Origin of the sequence: Glaciimonas immobilis, from assembly GCF_011947285.1 — a bacterium.
Taxonomy (GTDB): Bacteria; Pseudomonadota; Gammaproteobacteria; order Burkholderiales; family Burkholderiaceae_D; genus Glaciimonas; species Glaciimonas immobilis.
Window position 1 is genome coordinate 318,548 of sequence record NZ_JAAOZT010000002.1, and the last position, 14,732, is coordinate 333,279.

Consider the following 14,732-nt stretch of genomic DNA (forward strand, 5'->3'; position numbering starts at 1 on the left):
CCAAGCGATCCGACGCGAAACCCGGCAACGCACGCGCCGCATTGAGGATGTAAATGCGGCGCTGTGTGGCGGTAAAAACGCGGATGCATTGCTGAAGCAACTGCACGAATTTCTTACTACTGATTAGGGACATCGCATGGCAAACAACGCCCATCTTCAACTCGCCATGCGCCTGAAAGTGGATCTTGATCAGGGTATCGCCGCGTTCGATACTTTCCAGCAAAAAATCAACGAAGTATGCGGCAGCACCGATGCGTTAAACAATAGTGCTGCGACCGCTTCCGCAGCGACCAACGCATTAGGCGAATCAGAACAGCAAGCCACCGACCGTATCCGGGAAATGGTGCGTGCGTCGCGGGAGCGCCAGCAAGCCGCCAATGCGGTGGTGACTGCAACCCAGCGCGTGACGGCGACCACCGGCGCATCGGGTACCGCCACCGATCGTTCAGCGCGCTCGGCAGCGGGTGCCAGCCGATCTTTAGGCAAAATGGCGTCGGAATACTCCGGGCTGGCGAATGTACAGGTTCAGGCAACCAGCGCATCATCGAAGGCCGCGGATGCGTCGTCTGCCTATTTGCAGCGGTTGCAGGCGCAATATGACGTGCTCGGGAAGAATCGCGCTGAACTGGAAGCAATGCGCACAGCACAAGCCGGTCTGACCAGGGAGGCCCAAAAAGCCGCCGCGGCCATCGGCGTCAAAATTGATGCGTGGCATCGTGACGAAGCCGCCGCCAAGGCAGCCGCCAAAGCCGAAGATCAGGCCATGCGCGCCATGTCCGGCCACGGCGCGCAGGCGTCCGACGCGATGAAACAAATGGGCATCCAGACCGTGGGTGCACGACGTGAGTTATTGGTGATTGCGCGTGAAGCGATGACGGGTAACTTTTCACGGATGCCGGGGTCGATGATGGTATTGGCACAGCAAACTAGTCTGACCCGCGTGGCGGTCGGTCTACTGCTCAATCCATTGGTGTTGGTTGGCGCGGCAGCATCTGTATTGGCCAAAGCTTTTTACGATGGCACGCAAGAATCGAAGGCGTTTAATCTGGCGATTCAGACGACCGGTAACTTTGCCGGTGCGACTGCCGATCAGGTAACGGCACTGGCGCAAGGCGCGAGTAAAGTCAGCGGTATTAACGTGTCGGCTGCAAGGCAAGCGGCGACCGCGATGGTGCAATCCGGGCGGCTGGGCATCGGGACGATTGGCAATCTGACCCGGAGCTTGCAGACCTATGCGGCGGCGACTAATCAAACGACAACGCAGGCGGCGGGCGATCTGGCACGCATGTTCGCTGACCCGACCGATGCGGCGTTTAAGCTGAATCAGCAGTTTCACTTTTTGTCGCTGGCGCAATATCGGTATATCGAGACCGCGCAAAAACAGGGACGCACCGATGAGGCCCAGCGCGAACTGTCGTTGCGTCTGGCCGATCACCTGGGCGTGACGATGGTGAATAACCTGGGCTATCTGGAAGGTGCCTGGCACAGCGCGACCACCGCTGCATCGTCTTACTGGGATACGGTTAAATCCATTGGTCGCGATACGACCTTCGGCGACAAGATCGCGCAAGTCGATGCGCAGATTCAACAGGCTGAATCCTCACGCGATACATGGGGCCGCGGTGACGGTGGGAAGGCCGAAGACAACGCGCTGATCAAGAAGCTGGAGAATCGACGCTTCTACTTTCAGCAAATGCAGCGCTTTGAGGAAGTGTCGGCCACTGCGCAAAAGACCAGGGCAATTAATTTCGACCAGCAATTCGATGCCGATAAGTCGTGGGGATTACGCACCGAAAGCCTTAAAAACTGGCGCGAGAGACTGACCGACGAGACCGCTAAAATCCGTGCCCAAGGGAAATTGCTAGGTAAGTCGCAGGCCGACATCAACGCGCTGATTGCACGCACCACCGCAAGCCTGACGCCCAAAGGCCACCAGCAAGGCAAAGACCGGTCCGATAAATCCGAAACCGCGTTCTTGCGTCAGAAGTTGGCGTTGTCGCAGGGCATCGCCGCAGAACAGGCGAAGCTAAACAATATTGAACGCGGCGCGAAAGAAAATGAGAACCAGCGCGCTACCGCCTTGGCGTTGTGGCTGAAGTTCAGAAAAGAAGGCGCATCGTTATTGCCTACACAAATCAGTCAATTACAGGCGCTGGCAAACGAAGCTGACGCGCTCGATAAAGTATTAGGCCGGACCAAACAGCAAAAGCTGATCAATGATCGTCTGCCGAAAGAACTGGCCGATCTGGATGCGCAATTGTTGCATGCCACTGGTAACGCCGCCGAGGTCACAGCGGCCAGGATCACCGAGCGGTTCCGGCAACTGCGATCCGATCTGGCGCAGACGACTAATCCGAATATCGACAAGTCCGCCAGTATGGCGAAACTGGTCGATCTGGAAAATATCGAGAACGCCCGAGGCGCGCTGGCCGACCTGCAGCAACAGGTGCAGCGCGTGTTTGGCAATCAGGCTCGTGGCGAGCAGTCTATCCGTCTCGATTTACAGACCAACCTTATCTCTGAAATCGAGGCGCGCAGACAGGTGGTTGGTTTGCATCAACAGACCGCGAATGAAGTGGATGCGCTGATTCCCAAAATGGCCGAGTTAGCCGCCATCACGCGGGACCAGAAGTTAGCCGATGGCGTGGTAAACCTGCGATTGCAAACCGCGCAATTGCGGGTGGCCACCAACACGCTCGGCGATGCGTTTGGCAAGACCTTTGAGGGTGCATTTGCCAGTGCCTTGGAAGGACTGGCGACGCGGACGCAATCGTTGGGTGATGTGATCCGTGGATTACTGGCAGACATGGCCAAAGGTTTAGCCCAATGGGCCGCGCAGGATATCGCGAGTGCGGCCAAGACCAGTGTCATGAACGCGTTCAATAGTAACGCGGGGGCGACGACCAACGTTGCGGGCTCGGCGATGAATGCGGTGTCCGATACGGCCACTACCGCGGCCAATACGGCGAATGCGGCGGCGTTAACGGCCAGTACAACAGCGGCCACAGCGCTGGCCGCAGGCATGGCGACGACGGCCACCACCAGCGCGACCGCGACGGGTGCGCTGGCGTCGACCACCGCGGCGGCCACCGTATTGGCTTCGGCCCTGACTGCTGCGGCGGCTGCGGCAGCCAGTCAGGCCACTGCTAACGCGGTGGGCGGGATGGCATCGATGGCGGGCGGATTTTCTGATGGGGGCTATACCGGTCACGGGGGCAAGTACGATCCTGCCGGGATCGTCCATCGCGGCGAATTCGTCAACCGCCAGGAGGTGGTGCGCCAGCCCGGGGCGATGGCATTTCTATCCAATTTTAATCGGGTCGGGATGAAGGCGTTACAAGGCTTGCGAGGCTATGCCGGTGGCGGGCTAGTCGGTGCCGGTCCCGGCTTGTCTGGGTCCGGTGCACCGCTCTATCAGATGGGGCAACCCGCCGCTGCGGCAGGTGGTCCTGTTACGGTCAACCAACGCTTGTTACCGATTCTGGATGACGATCTGATTGCCGATGCGTTACGGGGACCCAAAGGCGAGAGCCTGATCACACTGCACATCACGCGCAATCCGACTAAATTTCGTTCTCTTCTGGGAGTCAAGTAATGCCGCATAGTGTAGGTTTTGTTGATAACAGCGTGGAGCTGGCGCACTACGCCATGCTGCAGGTGCTGCATGATTTTGCTTCTGCACATGGCTGGGAGGTATTGCGCTATGACACGGAGGCCGCCAATCGTGAGCTGATTTTAAAAGGGATTGGTTTGTCAGGCGCGGAGGAAATTTTTGTCGGGTTTCGTACCTATCAGAATGAAGGGAAAGATTATTACAATCTGGTCGCGGCGGTGTTTACCGGCTATGTGCCGGGGAATACCTTTGATACCCAGCCTGGCGTACGTTTGTCTGGCGTGCCTGCGCATAATAATCGCATCGATTATTGGTTGTCGGTGAACGGCCAGCGCATTGCTTTTGCGCTGAAGGTTGGCACGCCGGTGTATATGTCGGCGTATGTGGGCAAGTTTTTGCCGTATGCATCGCCGGGGCAATATCCGTATCCGGTGATTTGTGCCGGGATGCTAAAAGGCGTACCGGAGACGCGCTTTTCTGAGACCGGTATGTTGATGCCTTACAAGGGTGTTCAGGGAAATAACGCCAATTTTTACATGCGCTTTGTCGATGGTGCATGGAGGACGCCATGGACCTATCCGTGGAATGGCACACCGAACTGGCTGGGTAATGCGGGAGATCGCGATAAGACGCTGCGGGACACGGGCGGCGTTTATCCGCTGGTGCCGGTGGTGCTATTTGACGGCGTGAATGTTTACGGCGAACTGGACGGGATCTTTTTTATCAGCGGCTTTAACAATGCGGTGGAAAACACGACGACCGTTAATGGTGTGAAGCATGTGGTCATTGAGGATGCGCATCGTACCGGCTTTGTCGATTATTACGCTTTGCGACTGGATCACTGATGGCTTATATAAAAGGTGTCGCCAATACGATGGAGGCATTGCGCGCAGCGATCTGCACGCTGTGTGTGGCGAATGGCTGGTTGCTGCATAAAGGCGAGGCGGTGCTGTCGAAGAATGGCGTGTTCTTTTCGCTGGTCGCCGATACGAAGAGCGTGCCGCAATCGTTGGCGATCCGGGGCGGGACCGGTGTTGATCAACATGACGCGTTGACCGGACAGGCGGGTAACTACGCTGCGATGCGGCGTGTGGGGTATGCGGCCTCGGATCCGGTATTCCCGTTGACCTATGAAATCTATTTATTTAACGATCCTGATGAAGTCTATGTGGTCATTAATTACAACGTGGATTCCTATCAATATCTGGCGTTTGGCAAGTCCAATGTGCAGAGCTTGCCTGCCTCTGCTACGGGCGGCTGGTTCTCTGCATCGGCAGCGACCAAAGTTTATAACGGGAACCGTGAGGTGAGCATGCATGCCAGTGCCCAAGGTAGAGTATTTGCACAATGCCCCGGGTTATTTTGGATCGAAGAAGGTTTTCAAGTGCCGCTTGATCCTGAACCGGATGAGGATAATTACGGGAATAGTTTCATCCATTCCGATTTGGAGGGCAGGGGCTGGTCGGGACCGTTCTACCACATCAATACGGCCTCTGGCAGTGCTGGGGTGCGCTGTCTGTTGCGGCTACTCCCTAACACCTGGAACGATGAAACCGTGCTACTGCCGTATCCGATCTATCAGCCATTTAAGGAAGAAAATAAAGTTGTGCTGGTCGCAGACCTGGTCAATATTCGCCATGTGCGCATCGATAACCATGCCCCCGGCGATATCATCACGTTAGGCGCTGACCGATGGAAGGTTTACCCCTGGATGAAAAAAGTCATCACATCGCGCAATGGCGCGTCGTCGGATTACGATGGCGCACAAGGCACCGGAACGCTGGGATACGCTATCCGCTACACCGGATCATAAGGTGGTGGCTTAGATGGCGATCATCGCGGCGCAACACGTCATATCGGCGCAAGGTGGCGAGTTTTCGGCTTACCTTGGCGCGTTCTTGCATGACCTGTCGGTCGATTACTGGCCTGCCTATACAATTGCATCAGGCACCATCGGTAAAAGTGTTCTGACCAGAAAACTCCCGGTTGATGCCAATCCGCGCATGATCGCTTCCCAGGCCACGACTTCCTTTGTTGACGATTTTTATCACCGCATTCATATCCGTCCTGCCGCACTGGCGCTGGGCAATGTGGTGTCTACCCAGACCTCCGTCGTTAAAGTATGGAACGCATGGTTTGTGCCGCAGACGCTCACCGGTATCAGTGGCACGGACGACGGCGTGACTGCGGTGGGTAGCGGGTCGTTGCCGATGCTGTTCGGGGCGCTGCAAGAAAAAATCTGGCACGTGAGTGTCACGCCAGACGGCCCGGCGGTACTGGACATGCGCCTGACATGGGATTTCTCGGGCGTACCGTCGCCGTCATTGCCGATTACCGGGAATCGCATCATCGCCTGGACGCTGACGCCCGATTGGGCGGATGGTGTGACGGAACGGTTGGCGTGGCTGACCGATATTCAGACCAGTCCTTCGGGCGCGGAACAACGCCGCGCCATTCGCCTGTCGCCGCGGCGTACGTTTGAGGCCAGGATGCTGGCGACTCGCCGGGAACGCGCATTGCTGGATTTGACCCTGTATGGCTGGGGTGCCCGTATTTTTGCGGTGCCGGTCTGGCACGATCAGCAATGGTTGAAGGTTGATCTTGCGTTGGGTGTGCAGACGATTCGTTGTGATACGACGCATCGGGATTTTAGGGAGCGGGGTTTGGCGCTATTGCTGGGGGATAACGCTTTTATCTATGAGACGGTTGAAGTTGTTGGGCTTACCGCCGTTGCACTGACGTTGGCGCGACCGACAATGCAAGCATGGCCAGCCGGGTCGCGTCTATTTCCTGTGCGCAACGCGCAACTGGTGCAGCAACCTATCCCGAAGCGACAAACCGATCAGACCTGGTCGCTGGAGGTGGCGTTTCGATTGACCGAGGCGTGCGACTGGCCGGAAATTTTTCCTGCATTGCTGTACCGCACTGTGCCCGTGTTGGAAGCGCTGCCGGACGAGAGTGACGAACTGACTGCGGGGTATCAGCGTCTGGTGCAGGAGTTAGATAATAGCGCGGGCATGGTGCACGTGACCGATACCGCGCAGAGGGCGTTTGTTGTGCAGTCGTATCGTTGGTTATTGCATGGCCGTGCCGATCAGGCGGCATTTCGCAGCCTGTTGTATGCACTGCGTGGCCGTCAAAAAATTGTGTGGTTACCGACGCATGCGGATGACTTGCGGTTGGTGGCCACCGTAACACCTGATGCGACGACGATCGATATCGAGTACGTCGGCTATACGCGCTTTGCGAAGGGACAGCCGGGACGGCGTGACATTCGGCTGTCGTTGTCTGACGGCACGGTGCTGTATCGACGTATCGTCAGCGCCACCGAAATCAGTAACGACGTGGAGCGTCTGGTGATTGATGCGCCGCTGGGTCGTCTGACCCATCCGATGGATGTGGCGCGCATCTCATATATGGTGCTGTGCCGGTTGGATCAGGACGATATCGAGCTATTGCACGAGACCGATAGCGATGGCGTGGCCAAGGTGCAGACGGTGTTTCGCGGTATTCGCGAAGATAGTTAATCCTCTTTGGGGCGCGCTCGCGTCCCCGTAATTTCCCTCTAATGTTGAACCGGTTCACTATTGTGCTCTGACGCAAATCCGTAGCATGTGCGTATTCAAACACGCACTTGCCCATGTCGCCCCTATGAGTTTCGATCAACGCGAACGCAGTCTCTGCGATGGCCAGCCCGTCCGTCTTTACGCTTTCAGCCGCGGTACTTTACGGTGGCTGTACTGCACCGCGGACCGTGATATCTCTTATCAAAATCAAGTCTTTAAAGCGGTCGCGATCAGTGACGACGGTATCCGGCAAACTGGCGAAACCAGCGCCGATGCGCTGAATCTCACCGGACCGTGGAACCTCGATGTAGCCCAGCAATTCAGAGGCATGCCGCCGTCCTCGGAGATTGTGCTGACGATACGCGATATGCATTTTGGCGAGTCCGACGCGATGGTGTGCTGGGTCGGCAGCATTAGCGGCGTCAAGTGGCCAGCGCCCGACCGCTGCGAAATTATCTGTCAATCACTGACGGCCAGCTTTGACCGCCCGGGCCTGAACCTGACTTTCGAGCGCGGTTGTACCCACTCGCTATTTGATCGCAACTGCCGGGTCAACCGCGATCTGCATAAAACCCTCACCATCGTCCAGTCCGCCAGCGGAGCCGCTATCAGCGCCGGTGCGTTTGCACGTTTTGAAAATGATTATTTTAGTGGTGGCTTTGTCGAGTGGGCAATCGACGCGGGGGAGATTGAGCGGCGTGGTGTAGAGAAACATACCGGTAGCGAGTTGATGCTGTTGGGCGGCACCAGCGGTATTGCACTGGGGCAAGCGGTGACCGCTTTTCCCGGTTGTACGCAAGTGATGGCGGTGTGCGACAGCCGTTTTGGTAACAGCGTCAACTACGGCGGCATCCGTCATATGCCGGGCAAATCGCCGTTTCAGGGCGACCCCATTTTTTAAGGACAAACTATGTACGTGCAACTGGCCATTATGATTATTTCGCTCATCGTGACGTATGCGATGACGCCTAAACCGGCGACGCCCAAAGCGGCAGCGGTAGAAGATTTTGATTTTCCGCAATTTGATGAAGGCACGGCACAGGCGGTCTTCTTTGGCGATTGCTGGAGTACCGACTGGATGGTGCTGGGGATTGGGAACTACCGGACGCTGGAGATCAAGCGATGACGGACGCGCTGATGATCACGGTACGCGATCTGTACTCGGTGCCGGATTTTAAGGGCGGTACCGGCTACTGTGGATCGGGTGCGCGACGCTGGTTTGCGCATTACGGTTTTGACTGGCAGGAATTTGTTAAAAACGGTCTGCCTGCTTCGGTGCTGGCAGCGACTGGCGACGCGCTGGCCTTGCAGGTGATCGCGCATGCCGCGAAAGCCGTCGTTCTCACGGACGATTTATCGCATGGGTAAAGGTAAAAAGACGACGGTCGGGTATCGCTATTATTTCGGCCTGCATATGGGCATGTGCCGTGGTCCGGTCGATGAAATCGTCGAGATCAAAGTCGCCGACCGGACAGCCTGGCGCGGCAGCATTACCGGCAACACGCGTATTTTTATGAATGAACCGTACCTGTTTGGCGGCGATGAAAAGGAAGGCGGGATTGTCGGCGATCTGGAGGTGATGATGGGTGCATCCGATCAGGCGGTGAATCCGGAGTTGGCGACAATGCTGGGTGGGCTGGTGCCGGCGTTCCGTGGATTCTGCTCGCTGTTCTACGATGGTCTGGTGACCAGCATGACGCAATATCCGAAGCCGTGGACCGTTCGCTTGCGCCGTGCGCTGAAGGGCTGGGACGGCGAACCGTGGTATCCGTCCAGGGCGGTGATCAGCATGTCTAAAGGCACGATCCGCGCAATGAATCCGGCGCATATTCTGTACGAATGCATGACCAACCGGGACTGGGCGCGTGGACTGGAACGGGCGCGACTGGACGATGCATCGTTTAAGACCGCGGCTGATTGTCTATACAAGGAAGGTTTTGGATTGTGCATTAAATGGACGCGGCAAGATACGTTGTCCAATTTTACGCAAATCATCATCAACCATATCGGCGGTAATTTATACACCGACCGCACGACCGGCCTGATTAAATTGACCTTGATACGCGATGACTACGATCCGTTGACGTTGCCGCTGTTTGATTACGATTCCGGCCTGCTGTCGATTGATGACGATGATTCGGGTGCGCAGACCGCAGGCACGAACGAGGTCATCGTGAAGTTTACCCATCCTGTCGATAACAGCGCGGGACAGGTGCGGGTAAAGAACAACGCGGCCATCCAGTCTGTCGGCGGCACGGCCAGCGCTACCAAAGAGTATCCCGGCATTCCTACCGCGGAGCTGGCGTTACGGGTGGCGCAGCGCGACTTGCGTGCGGCGAGTGGCTTTATCAAAAAGTTCAGAGTGCGGCTGGATCGCCGCGGTTACCAGATTGCGCCGGGAAGCGTGTTTCGGATTCGTGATGTGGCGCGTGGACTTGAAAACATTATCCTGCGCGCCGGACGGGTGGAAGACGGTACGTTGACCGATCCGGCCATTACGATTACTGCGGTGCAGGATGTGTTTGGGTTGCCAGCGACCAGTTATGTGGACGTGCAACCGAGTGGCTGGAGTGCGCCCGATACGAGTGCCAAGGCAATCGTGACGCGCCGCCTGATCGAAATGCCGTATCGCGAACTGGCCGCCGCGCTTGATCCTGCCAATCTGGCCAGTATCGATGCCAGCGCCGGTTATCTGGCCGCGTTCGCGCAACGTCCTTCTTCGCTGTCGCTGGGTTTTTTGCTGCGGGACCGGATAGGGAGAAGTGGCAAATTTATTGATCGTGGGAATGGTGACTTTTGTCCTGTGGCTAAGGTGGTCACGGTGCTGGACCGATCCATCACCAGTATCTCGCTGACGGGGGCGGTGGATTTGAACCGTGTTGAAGTAGGAACGGCGGCGATGATTGATGATGAGATTGTCAGAATCGATGCGATTGACCCGCGCACTGGCATGGCCACCATCGCACGCGGCTGTCTCGATACCGTACCGGCGACGCATGCGGCGGGTGCGTTGATCTGGTTCTATGACAATGCCGCAGGCACGGATCAGACCGAATACGCGACCGGTATGACAATTCAGGCGCGATTGCTGACGCGCACCTCGTCGGCGGTGTTGCAGGAAGCGCTGGCCGGGACCGATAGTTTAACGCTGGTGCAGCGCCAGTATCGTCCCTATCCGCCCGGGAATCTGCTGGTCAATGGTTTGCGCTTCCCATCGAGTGTGGCGGGTGTGCTGACGGTGTCGTTTAGTTTTCGTGATCGCTTGCTGCAGGCGGATCAAATCATTGACACATTGCAGGGCAATATCGGACCGGAAACCGGTACTACATATATTTTGAAACTGTATAGCGGCACCAGGCTTCGGCGCACCGTGACCGGACTCATGACGACGCGATGGACATATCAACTGGCCGATGTAGCGGTTGATGGCTACCTGCAAAATATCCGTCTGGTGTTGAGCGCGTCCCGCGATGGGATCGCGTCTTTGCAACAGCATGATGTAACGATTGAGCGCCATGGTTTGGGGCTTGACCTAGGTGATTTATTAGGAGGATCAACACGATGAGTTTAACCAATGGGCCGAATCTGGGCCTGATAGAAAATGGATTGTTTGGCGAACAGCATTATGCAGAATTAATGCGCTTATGGCGCGGGCTGGACGCGCTGGTGCAACCGACCGTGAAGAGCGCGACGACCGCTACACCGCCAACGTCACCGCGCAATGGCGATTGCTATCTGATTCCGATCGCATCGACCGGCGCATGGAAAGGTCGGGCCGGTCAGCTTGCGCGATGGAGCACGATGCTGGCGGTGGTGGCTGGATGGGAGTTCTTTACGGCCCGGGCCGGTTGGAGCGTGCGCGTAGTCGATCAGCCGGATGCGTCTGGCTGGCCGACTTTATATATCCATAGCGGCAAAGTCTGGATCCGGTCCTTTACCCCGATGGCGGTCAAGGCTGGCGCGTCGTTGAGTGTGGCGCAGGCGCTGCCTGCTGCAACCTTTACCAAAGTCGCCCTGGACACGGTGGAGATCGATACTGACAAATGTTTTTCGATGGAAGAGCACCGGCTCACGCCCAAAATGGCGGGCTGGTATCAGGTGACATTTTTAGTGACGGTCAATAAGGATGGCGTTCCTGATCCGGTCATCGGCATGGCGTATAAAAACGGTATCGCCGCCATCGCAGGAAACCGCAACGACGCGGCGATCGGTTCTGCCGGTTCCTGTAGCGCGAAGCTGCAGCATTTCAACGGTTCCACCGATTATTGCGAATTATTTGCCTATTGCGGCAACGCATCAGGCGAGATTGTGGCGGACCCGATTTATACGTTTATGAGCGTCGTAGGTCCGATGTAACGTATTCAGTAAAAGACGCGGCGACGTGTCCGGTGCATCGAACACCGTACACATCCCGCACCAGCAGACAGTACCTGCCAGCTCAGCCAGGGCCGCGCCACCTCCGGAGGCGTCCGAAGGCTAGCATATTTTTGTAAGGTTTTTACAAAATGCAGGATATTCGCTGTGGAAATTGTCAGAAAAAGCTAGGTTCAGGGATTTATCTGCACCTCAGTATCAAGTGTCCGCGCTGCGGCACGTTAAACGACTTGAGGGCCACGAGCTCCGAATCAGAGCGCCAGAGAGCGCCAGATGCTAAAGGCCCTCATGTATGTCAAACAACAACCCACCATCGGTAGTCTGTTCGCAGGGATCGGCGGCTTCGATCTCGGATTCGAACAAGCCGGTTTCAAAACCGTGTGGCAAGTCGAAATCAACCCGGTCTGCCGGGCGGTCCTCGCCAGCCGCTTCCCGGACGCTACGCAATACGACGATGTCCGACTCTGCGGCGCTCACAACCTCCCTTACGTCGACGTTATCACAGGAGGATTCCCCTGTCAGGATGTCAGCGCCATGGGCAAGCGGCGCGGACTTGCAGGCAGCCGCACCGGCCTGTTCTTCGAAGTTATCCGCATCCTTAACGAGCTTCGGCCCCAATGGGTGGTGCTTGAGAACGTCACGGGGCTGCTCAATAGCAACGATGGCGAAGACTTCCAGACGGTCGTCGCTACCCTTGCCGAATGCGGGTATCTGGGATACTGGCGCGTGCTTAATGCTCAATATTTCGGAGTCCCCACGCGCCGCCGCCGGGTTTTCATGGTCGCAGGTCGTGGCCGACATCCTCCCTTTGAGCTGCTGGCTGACACCGCACCAGTGGGCACTTTTTCTGGCCCGCCGCGCCCGGCAGACTACCCCGTCGAAATCGATGGATGGACTCATCCTACCCTTCTGTCAGGAAGCGCCCCGGGCCAAATCAATATCAGCGGTTCGGGCCTCATCGCTACCGCTAACCGCCGGGATCAGATGGTTAATCGGCAGCGAACGATTGACGATCATGGGCTTTGCGCCGGACTGGATGCGGCCAACTTTGCAGAATCTCATGCTGCCGGAAACGCCGTCGTGCCGCAAGTCGCGCGGTGGGTCGGGGAGTGTTTGATGCGGGGGATGTAGGTTTTTAGCTGAGAACTATGAGTTTCTATTCAGAGCGCCTCGGAGCGTCTAAAAATTGGAGTTAGCCAAATTGAAAGTTAATAAGTTGTACCAGGGCGACTGTTTGCCTTTTCTTGAGTCGCTACCGGACGAGAGTGTCGACGCCCTCATTACCGATCCACCGTATGCCAGCGGCGGCTTACATATCGGCGCGCGGCAAAACAATACCACCTCTAAATATGTGCAAAGTAATAGCCAGCGCGGTTTTTACGACTTTGCAGGAGACCATCGAGATCAACGCTCCCACTTACGCTGGAGCATCTTGTGGCTTTCGGAATGTTGGCGAATATTGAAACCAGGCGCGCCGATATGCCTGTTTAGTGACTGGCGCCAGTTGCCTACGACGACCGATGCGTTACAGGCGGCGGGGTTCTCCTGGCGCGGTATCGCCGTCTGGGACAAAACCGAAGGCACGCGGCCTGTTATGGGCCGTTTCCGCGCGCAATGTGAGTATATTGTCTGGGGTAGCAAGGGCAATATGCCACTAGACCGCGGTGTCGGCGTGTTGCCCGGCGTTATTCGCCAGGTTGTCAAGAGTGCGGACAAGCATCACATTACAGGCAAACCGACAGAGTTAATGCGCCAAATCAACCGTATTTGCGTACCATCCGGGATTATCCTCGATCCGTTCGCCGGTTCCGGTTCAACCTTGGTGGCTGCGGCCATGGATGGATATGGCTGGATCGGCTGCGAGTTGTCGGAGCATTATCATCAAGTTGCGACAAACAGACTAAACGGGGTTGGTGAGTAGTTCGCATTGAGTACAACATAAAAATGGACGCTGGCTGGCGTCCATTTTTGTACTTTCCTGATTTATTAGGCGGATTACAGTCTGCGTAATTAGATTTTTACTGGTGTAATTATTTACAATGAGGTTTATCTCACTGATTCAGGCTGATTTATCGCGAGCCGCTTCACCAACGCGCCGCGATTCGATACCTATACTCGTACTTTAAAAAAATGCGCTTTTCCCACCATTGCGCCCGTACATTCGGCACTCTGCCGTTAACGCCAACAGGTTAGGGTCGCGCTCCCTTGCCTTGGGTAGCAATAATGTAATCCGTTGCCGCGCGCCAAATTTGGGTTCCAGCGGAATGAGTTCAATGTGCGAACTGAACGTGCCGACGCGACCTGGTAATAAACTGTAGCCAATCCCGCCGCTGACCAAATTTATCAAAGAGAAAATATCCTGCACCCGCATGCTGATATTGGGCGCGAAGCCTGCGCGTTCAAAGCAATACGCAAAGTCTTGCGAAGTCACAAACCCGTCAGTCAGGGTCACGAATTTTTCGTCCCGCAAGTCATTTAGATTAACGCGTTGTTGGCCCGCATAGGGCGAGTGCAGCGGTGCGGCCAAAAATACATCGTCATCGAATAAGGGAACTGCAACCAGCGCCTGATTATCGTCAGGATTGTTCAACTTGCTCTGTTCATGCAAACCGATGACGATTGCATCGAGCCGACCATCTGCAAGCTGCTGGATCAAGTCGCGATTGGAACCAAGCGTCAGGTCTATATCGAGCGCAGGCTTACGCAATTTTAGTCCGATCATTAGCTGAGGAATGCAGCGTAATGTGAGCGAGTAGAGCGATCCTATTTTCAGTCGCGTGGCGCTAAAGCCCGCCGCTTCATGCACCTTGCGCACGCCTTCTTCGACTTTATTGATGGCCTGTTGCGCGTATTCAGCTAATATATAGGCACTCTGTAAAGGGATGAGGCTGCGGCCATCCCGCTTGAACAATGGACAGCGCATCGCTTGCTCCAATGAATGTAAAGAGCGATGCACGCTGACTGTACTTTGATCAAGCAGTTCGGAGACCCGTGCCATGTTATTGAGTTTCATAAAAGCTAAAAAAACCTCTAACTTTTTGAGTGTTATCGCCTCGTCGATCGCCATACAAAGTCCCTTGTCCCTTTTGCGCGTTATTTTATATTTTCTATGTTGCGACAGCTGCCGCAGTGGCTTCACCAGGCATATTAACGCTAAATCATTACTCTGAAGTTAATAA

At 56.1% G+C, this 14,732-nt stretch carries 13 protein-coding genes and 1 pseudogene; 13 read left to right on the top strand and 1 reads right to left on the bottom strand.

Annotated elements, in window-relative coordinates; translation table 11 throughout:
* Positions 1–136: 136 nt before the first annotated feature.
* The 13 genes and pseudogenes from HAV38_RS03735 to HAV38_RS03790 all read left to right on the top strand — a co-directional run bounded on the left by HAV38_RS03735 (position 137) and on the right by HAV38_RS03790 (position 13,474).
* Positions 137–3,595: a phage tail length tape measure family protein gene (locus HAV38_RS03735; RefSeq protein WP_168052520.1), complete on the top strand. Its 3,459-nt coding sequence runs from the start codon at positions 137–139 to the stop codon at positions 3,593–3,595.
* Positions 3,595–4,458: a hypothetical protein gene (locus tag HAV38_RS03740; protein ID WP_168052522.1), complete on the top strand. Its 864-nt coding sequence runs from the start codon at positions 3,595–3,597 to the stop codon at positions 4,456–4,458. The genes HAV38_RS03735 and HAV38_RS03740 overlap by 1 nt, the downstream gene beginning before the upstream one ends.
* A complete protein-coding gene (locus HAV38_RS03745) occupies positions 4,458–5,426 on the top strand; it encodes a hypothetical protein (RefSeq protein WP_168052524.1) in 969 nt (322 codons plus the stop codon). Before HAV38_RS03740 ends, HAV38_RS03745 begins: the two co-directional genes overlap by 1 nt.
* Positions 5,427–5,439: 13 nt before the next feature.
* Positions 5,440–7,140 (top strand): hypothetical protein, encoded by a 1,701-nt coding sequence (locus tag HAV38_RS03750; protein ID WP_168052526.1) that lies wholly within the window; start codon positions 5,440–5,442, stop codon positions 7,138–7,140.
* A 124-nt stretch (positions 7,141–7,264) separates the two neighbouring features.
* Positions 7,265–8,080, top strand: a complete 816-nt coding sequence (locus tag HAV38_RS03755) for a phage BR0599 family protein (protein WP_168052528.1) — start codon at positions 7,265–7,267, stop codon at positions 8,078–8,080.
* A 9-nt stretch (positions 8,081–8,089) separates the two neighbouring features.
* Positions 8,090–8,305: a hypothetical protein gene (locus tag HAV38_RS03760; protein WP_168052530.1), complete on the top strand. Its 216-nt coding sequence runs from the start codon at positions 8,090–8,092 to the stop codon at positions 8,303–8,305.
* Entirely contained in the window at positions 8,302–8,547 is a 246-nt protein-coding gene (locus HAV38_RS03765) for a hypothetical protein (protein ID WP_168052531.1), read from the top strand. Before HAV38_RS03760 ends, HAV38_RS03765 begins: the two co-directional genes overlap by 4 nt.
* Positions 8,540–10,744 (top strand): phage tail protein, encoded by a 2,205-nt coding sequence (locus tag HAV38_RS03770; protein WP_168053533.1) that lies wholly within the window; start codon positions 8,540–8,542, stop codon positions 10,742–10,744. Before HAV38_RS03765 ends, HAV38_RS03770 begins: the two co-directional genes overlap by 8 nt.
* Complete coding sequence (locus tag HAV38_RS03775) at positions 10,741–11,535, top strand: DUF2793 domain-containing protein (protein ID WP_168052533.1); 795 nt, start codon at positions 10,741–10,743, stop codon at positions 11,533–11,535. Before HAV38_RS03770 ends, HAV38_RS03775 begins: the two co-directional genes overlap by 4 nt.
* 149 nt (positions 11,536–11,684) lie before the next feature.
* Positions 11,685–11,873: a Com family DNA-binding transcriptional regulator gene (locus tag HAV38_RS03780; RefSeq protein ID WP_168052535.1), complete on the top strand. Its 189-nt coding sequence runs from the start codon at positions 11,685–11,687 to the stop codon at positions 11,871–11,873.
* Positions 11,842–12,288 (top strand): annotated as a pseudogene (locus tag HAV38_RS22235) (DNA cytosine methyltransferase); the annotation flags it as partial. The gene HAV38_RS03780 and the pseudogene HAV38_RS22235, both read left to right, overlap by 32 nt.
* A 42-nt stretch (positions 12,289–12,330) precedes the next feature.
* Positions 12,331–12,684 carry a hypothetical protein gene (locus HAV38_RS21815; RefSeq protein ID WP_245182180.1) on the top strand — a complete coding sequence of 118 codons (354 nt, stop codon included), beginning with the start codon at positions 12,331–12,333 and terminating at the stop codon, positions 12,682–12,684.
* A gap of 70 nt (positions 12,685–12,754) precedes the next feature.
* Positions 12,755–13,474, top strand: coding sequence for a DNA-methyltransferase (locus tag HAV38_RS03790; protein ID WP_168052539.1), 720 nt, complete (start codon positions 12,755–12,757; stop codon positions 13,472–13,474).
* A 201-nt stretch (positions 13,475–13,675) separates the two neighbouring features.
* Here the strand turns inward: HAV38_RS03790 and HAV38_RS03795 are convergent, their stop codons facing one another.
* The gene (locus HAV38_RS03795) at positions 13,676–14,620 is read right to left on the bottom strand and encodes a LysR family transcriptional regulator (RefSeq protein ID WP_168052541.1); all 945 of its coding nucleotides are present in this window, start codon (positions 14,618–14,620) and stop codon (positions 13,676–13,678) included.
* Positions 14,621–14,732 lie beyond the last annotated feature (112 nt).

Excerpts from the sequence above, each read along its gene's own strand:
- HAV38_RS03735 (WP_168052520.1), top strand. The coding sequence starts at position 137 with ATGGCAAACAACGCCCATCTTCAACTCGCCATGCGCCTGAAAGTGGAT.
- HAV38_RS03740 (WP_168052522.1), top strand. The coding sequence starts at position 3,595 with ATGCCGCATAGTGTAGGTTTTGTTGATAACAGCGTGGAGCTGGCGCAC.
- HAV38_RS03745 (WP_168052524.1), top strand. The coding sequence starts at position 4,458 with ATGGCTTATATAAAAGGTGTCGCCAATACGATGGAGGCATTGCGCGCA.
- HAV38_RS03750 (WP_168052526.1), top strand. The coding sequence starts at position 5,440 with ATGGCGATCATCGCGGCGCAACACGTCATATCGGCGCAAGGTGGCGAG.
- HAV38_RS03755 (WP_168052528.1), top strand. The coding sequence starts at position 7,265 with ATGAGTTTCGATCAACGCGAACGCAGTCTCTGCGATGGCCAGCCCGTC.
- HAV38_RS03760 (WP_168052530.1), top strand. The coding sequence starts at position 8,090 with ATGTACGTGCAACTGGCCATTATGATTATTTCGCTCATCGTGACGTAT.
- HAV38_RS03765 (WP_168052531.1), top strand. The coding sequence starts at position 8,302 with ATGACGGACGCGCTGATGATCACGGTACGCGATCTGTACTCGGTGCCG.
- HAV38_RS03770 (WP_168053533.1), top strand. The coding sequence starts at position 8,540 with ATGGGTAAAGGTAAAAAGACGACGGTCGGGTATCGCTATTATTTCGGC.
- HAV38_RS03775 (WP_168052533.1), top strand. The coding sequence starts at position 10,741 with ATGAGTTTAACCAATGGGCCGAATCTGGGCCTGATAGAAAATGGATTG.
- HAV38_RS03780 (WP_168052535.1), top strand. The coding sequence starts at position 11,685 with ATGCAGGATATTCGCTGTGGAAATTGTCAGAAAAAGCTAGGTTCAGGG.
- HAV38_RS21815 (WP_245182180.1), top strand. The coding sequence starts at position 12,331 with ATGGTCGCAGGTCGTGGCCGACATCCTCCCTTTGAGCTGCTGGCTGAC.
- HAV38_RS03795 (WP_168052541.1), bottom strand. The coding sequence starts at position 14,620 with ATGGCGATCGACGAGGCGATAACACTCAAAAAGTTAGAGGTTTTTTTA.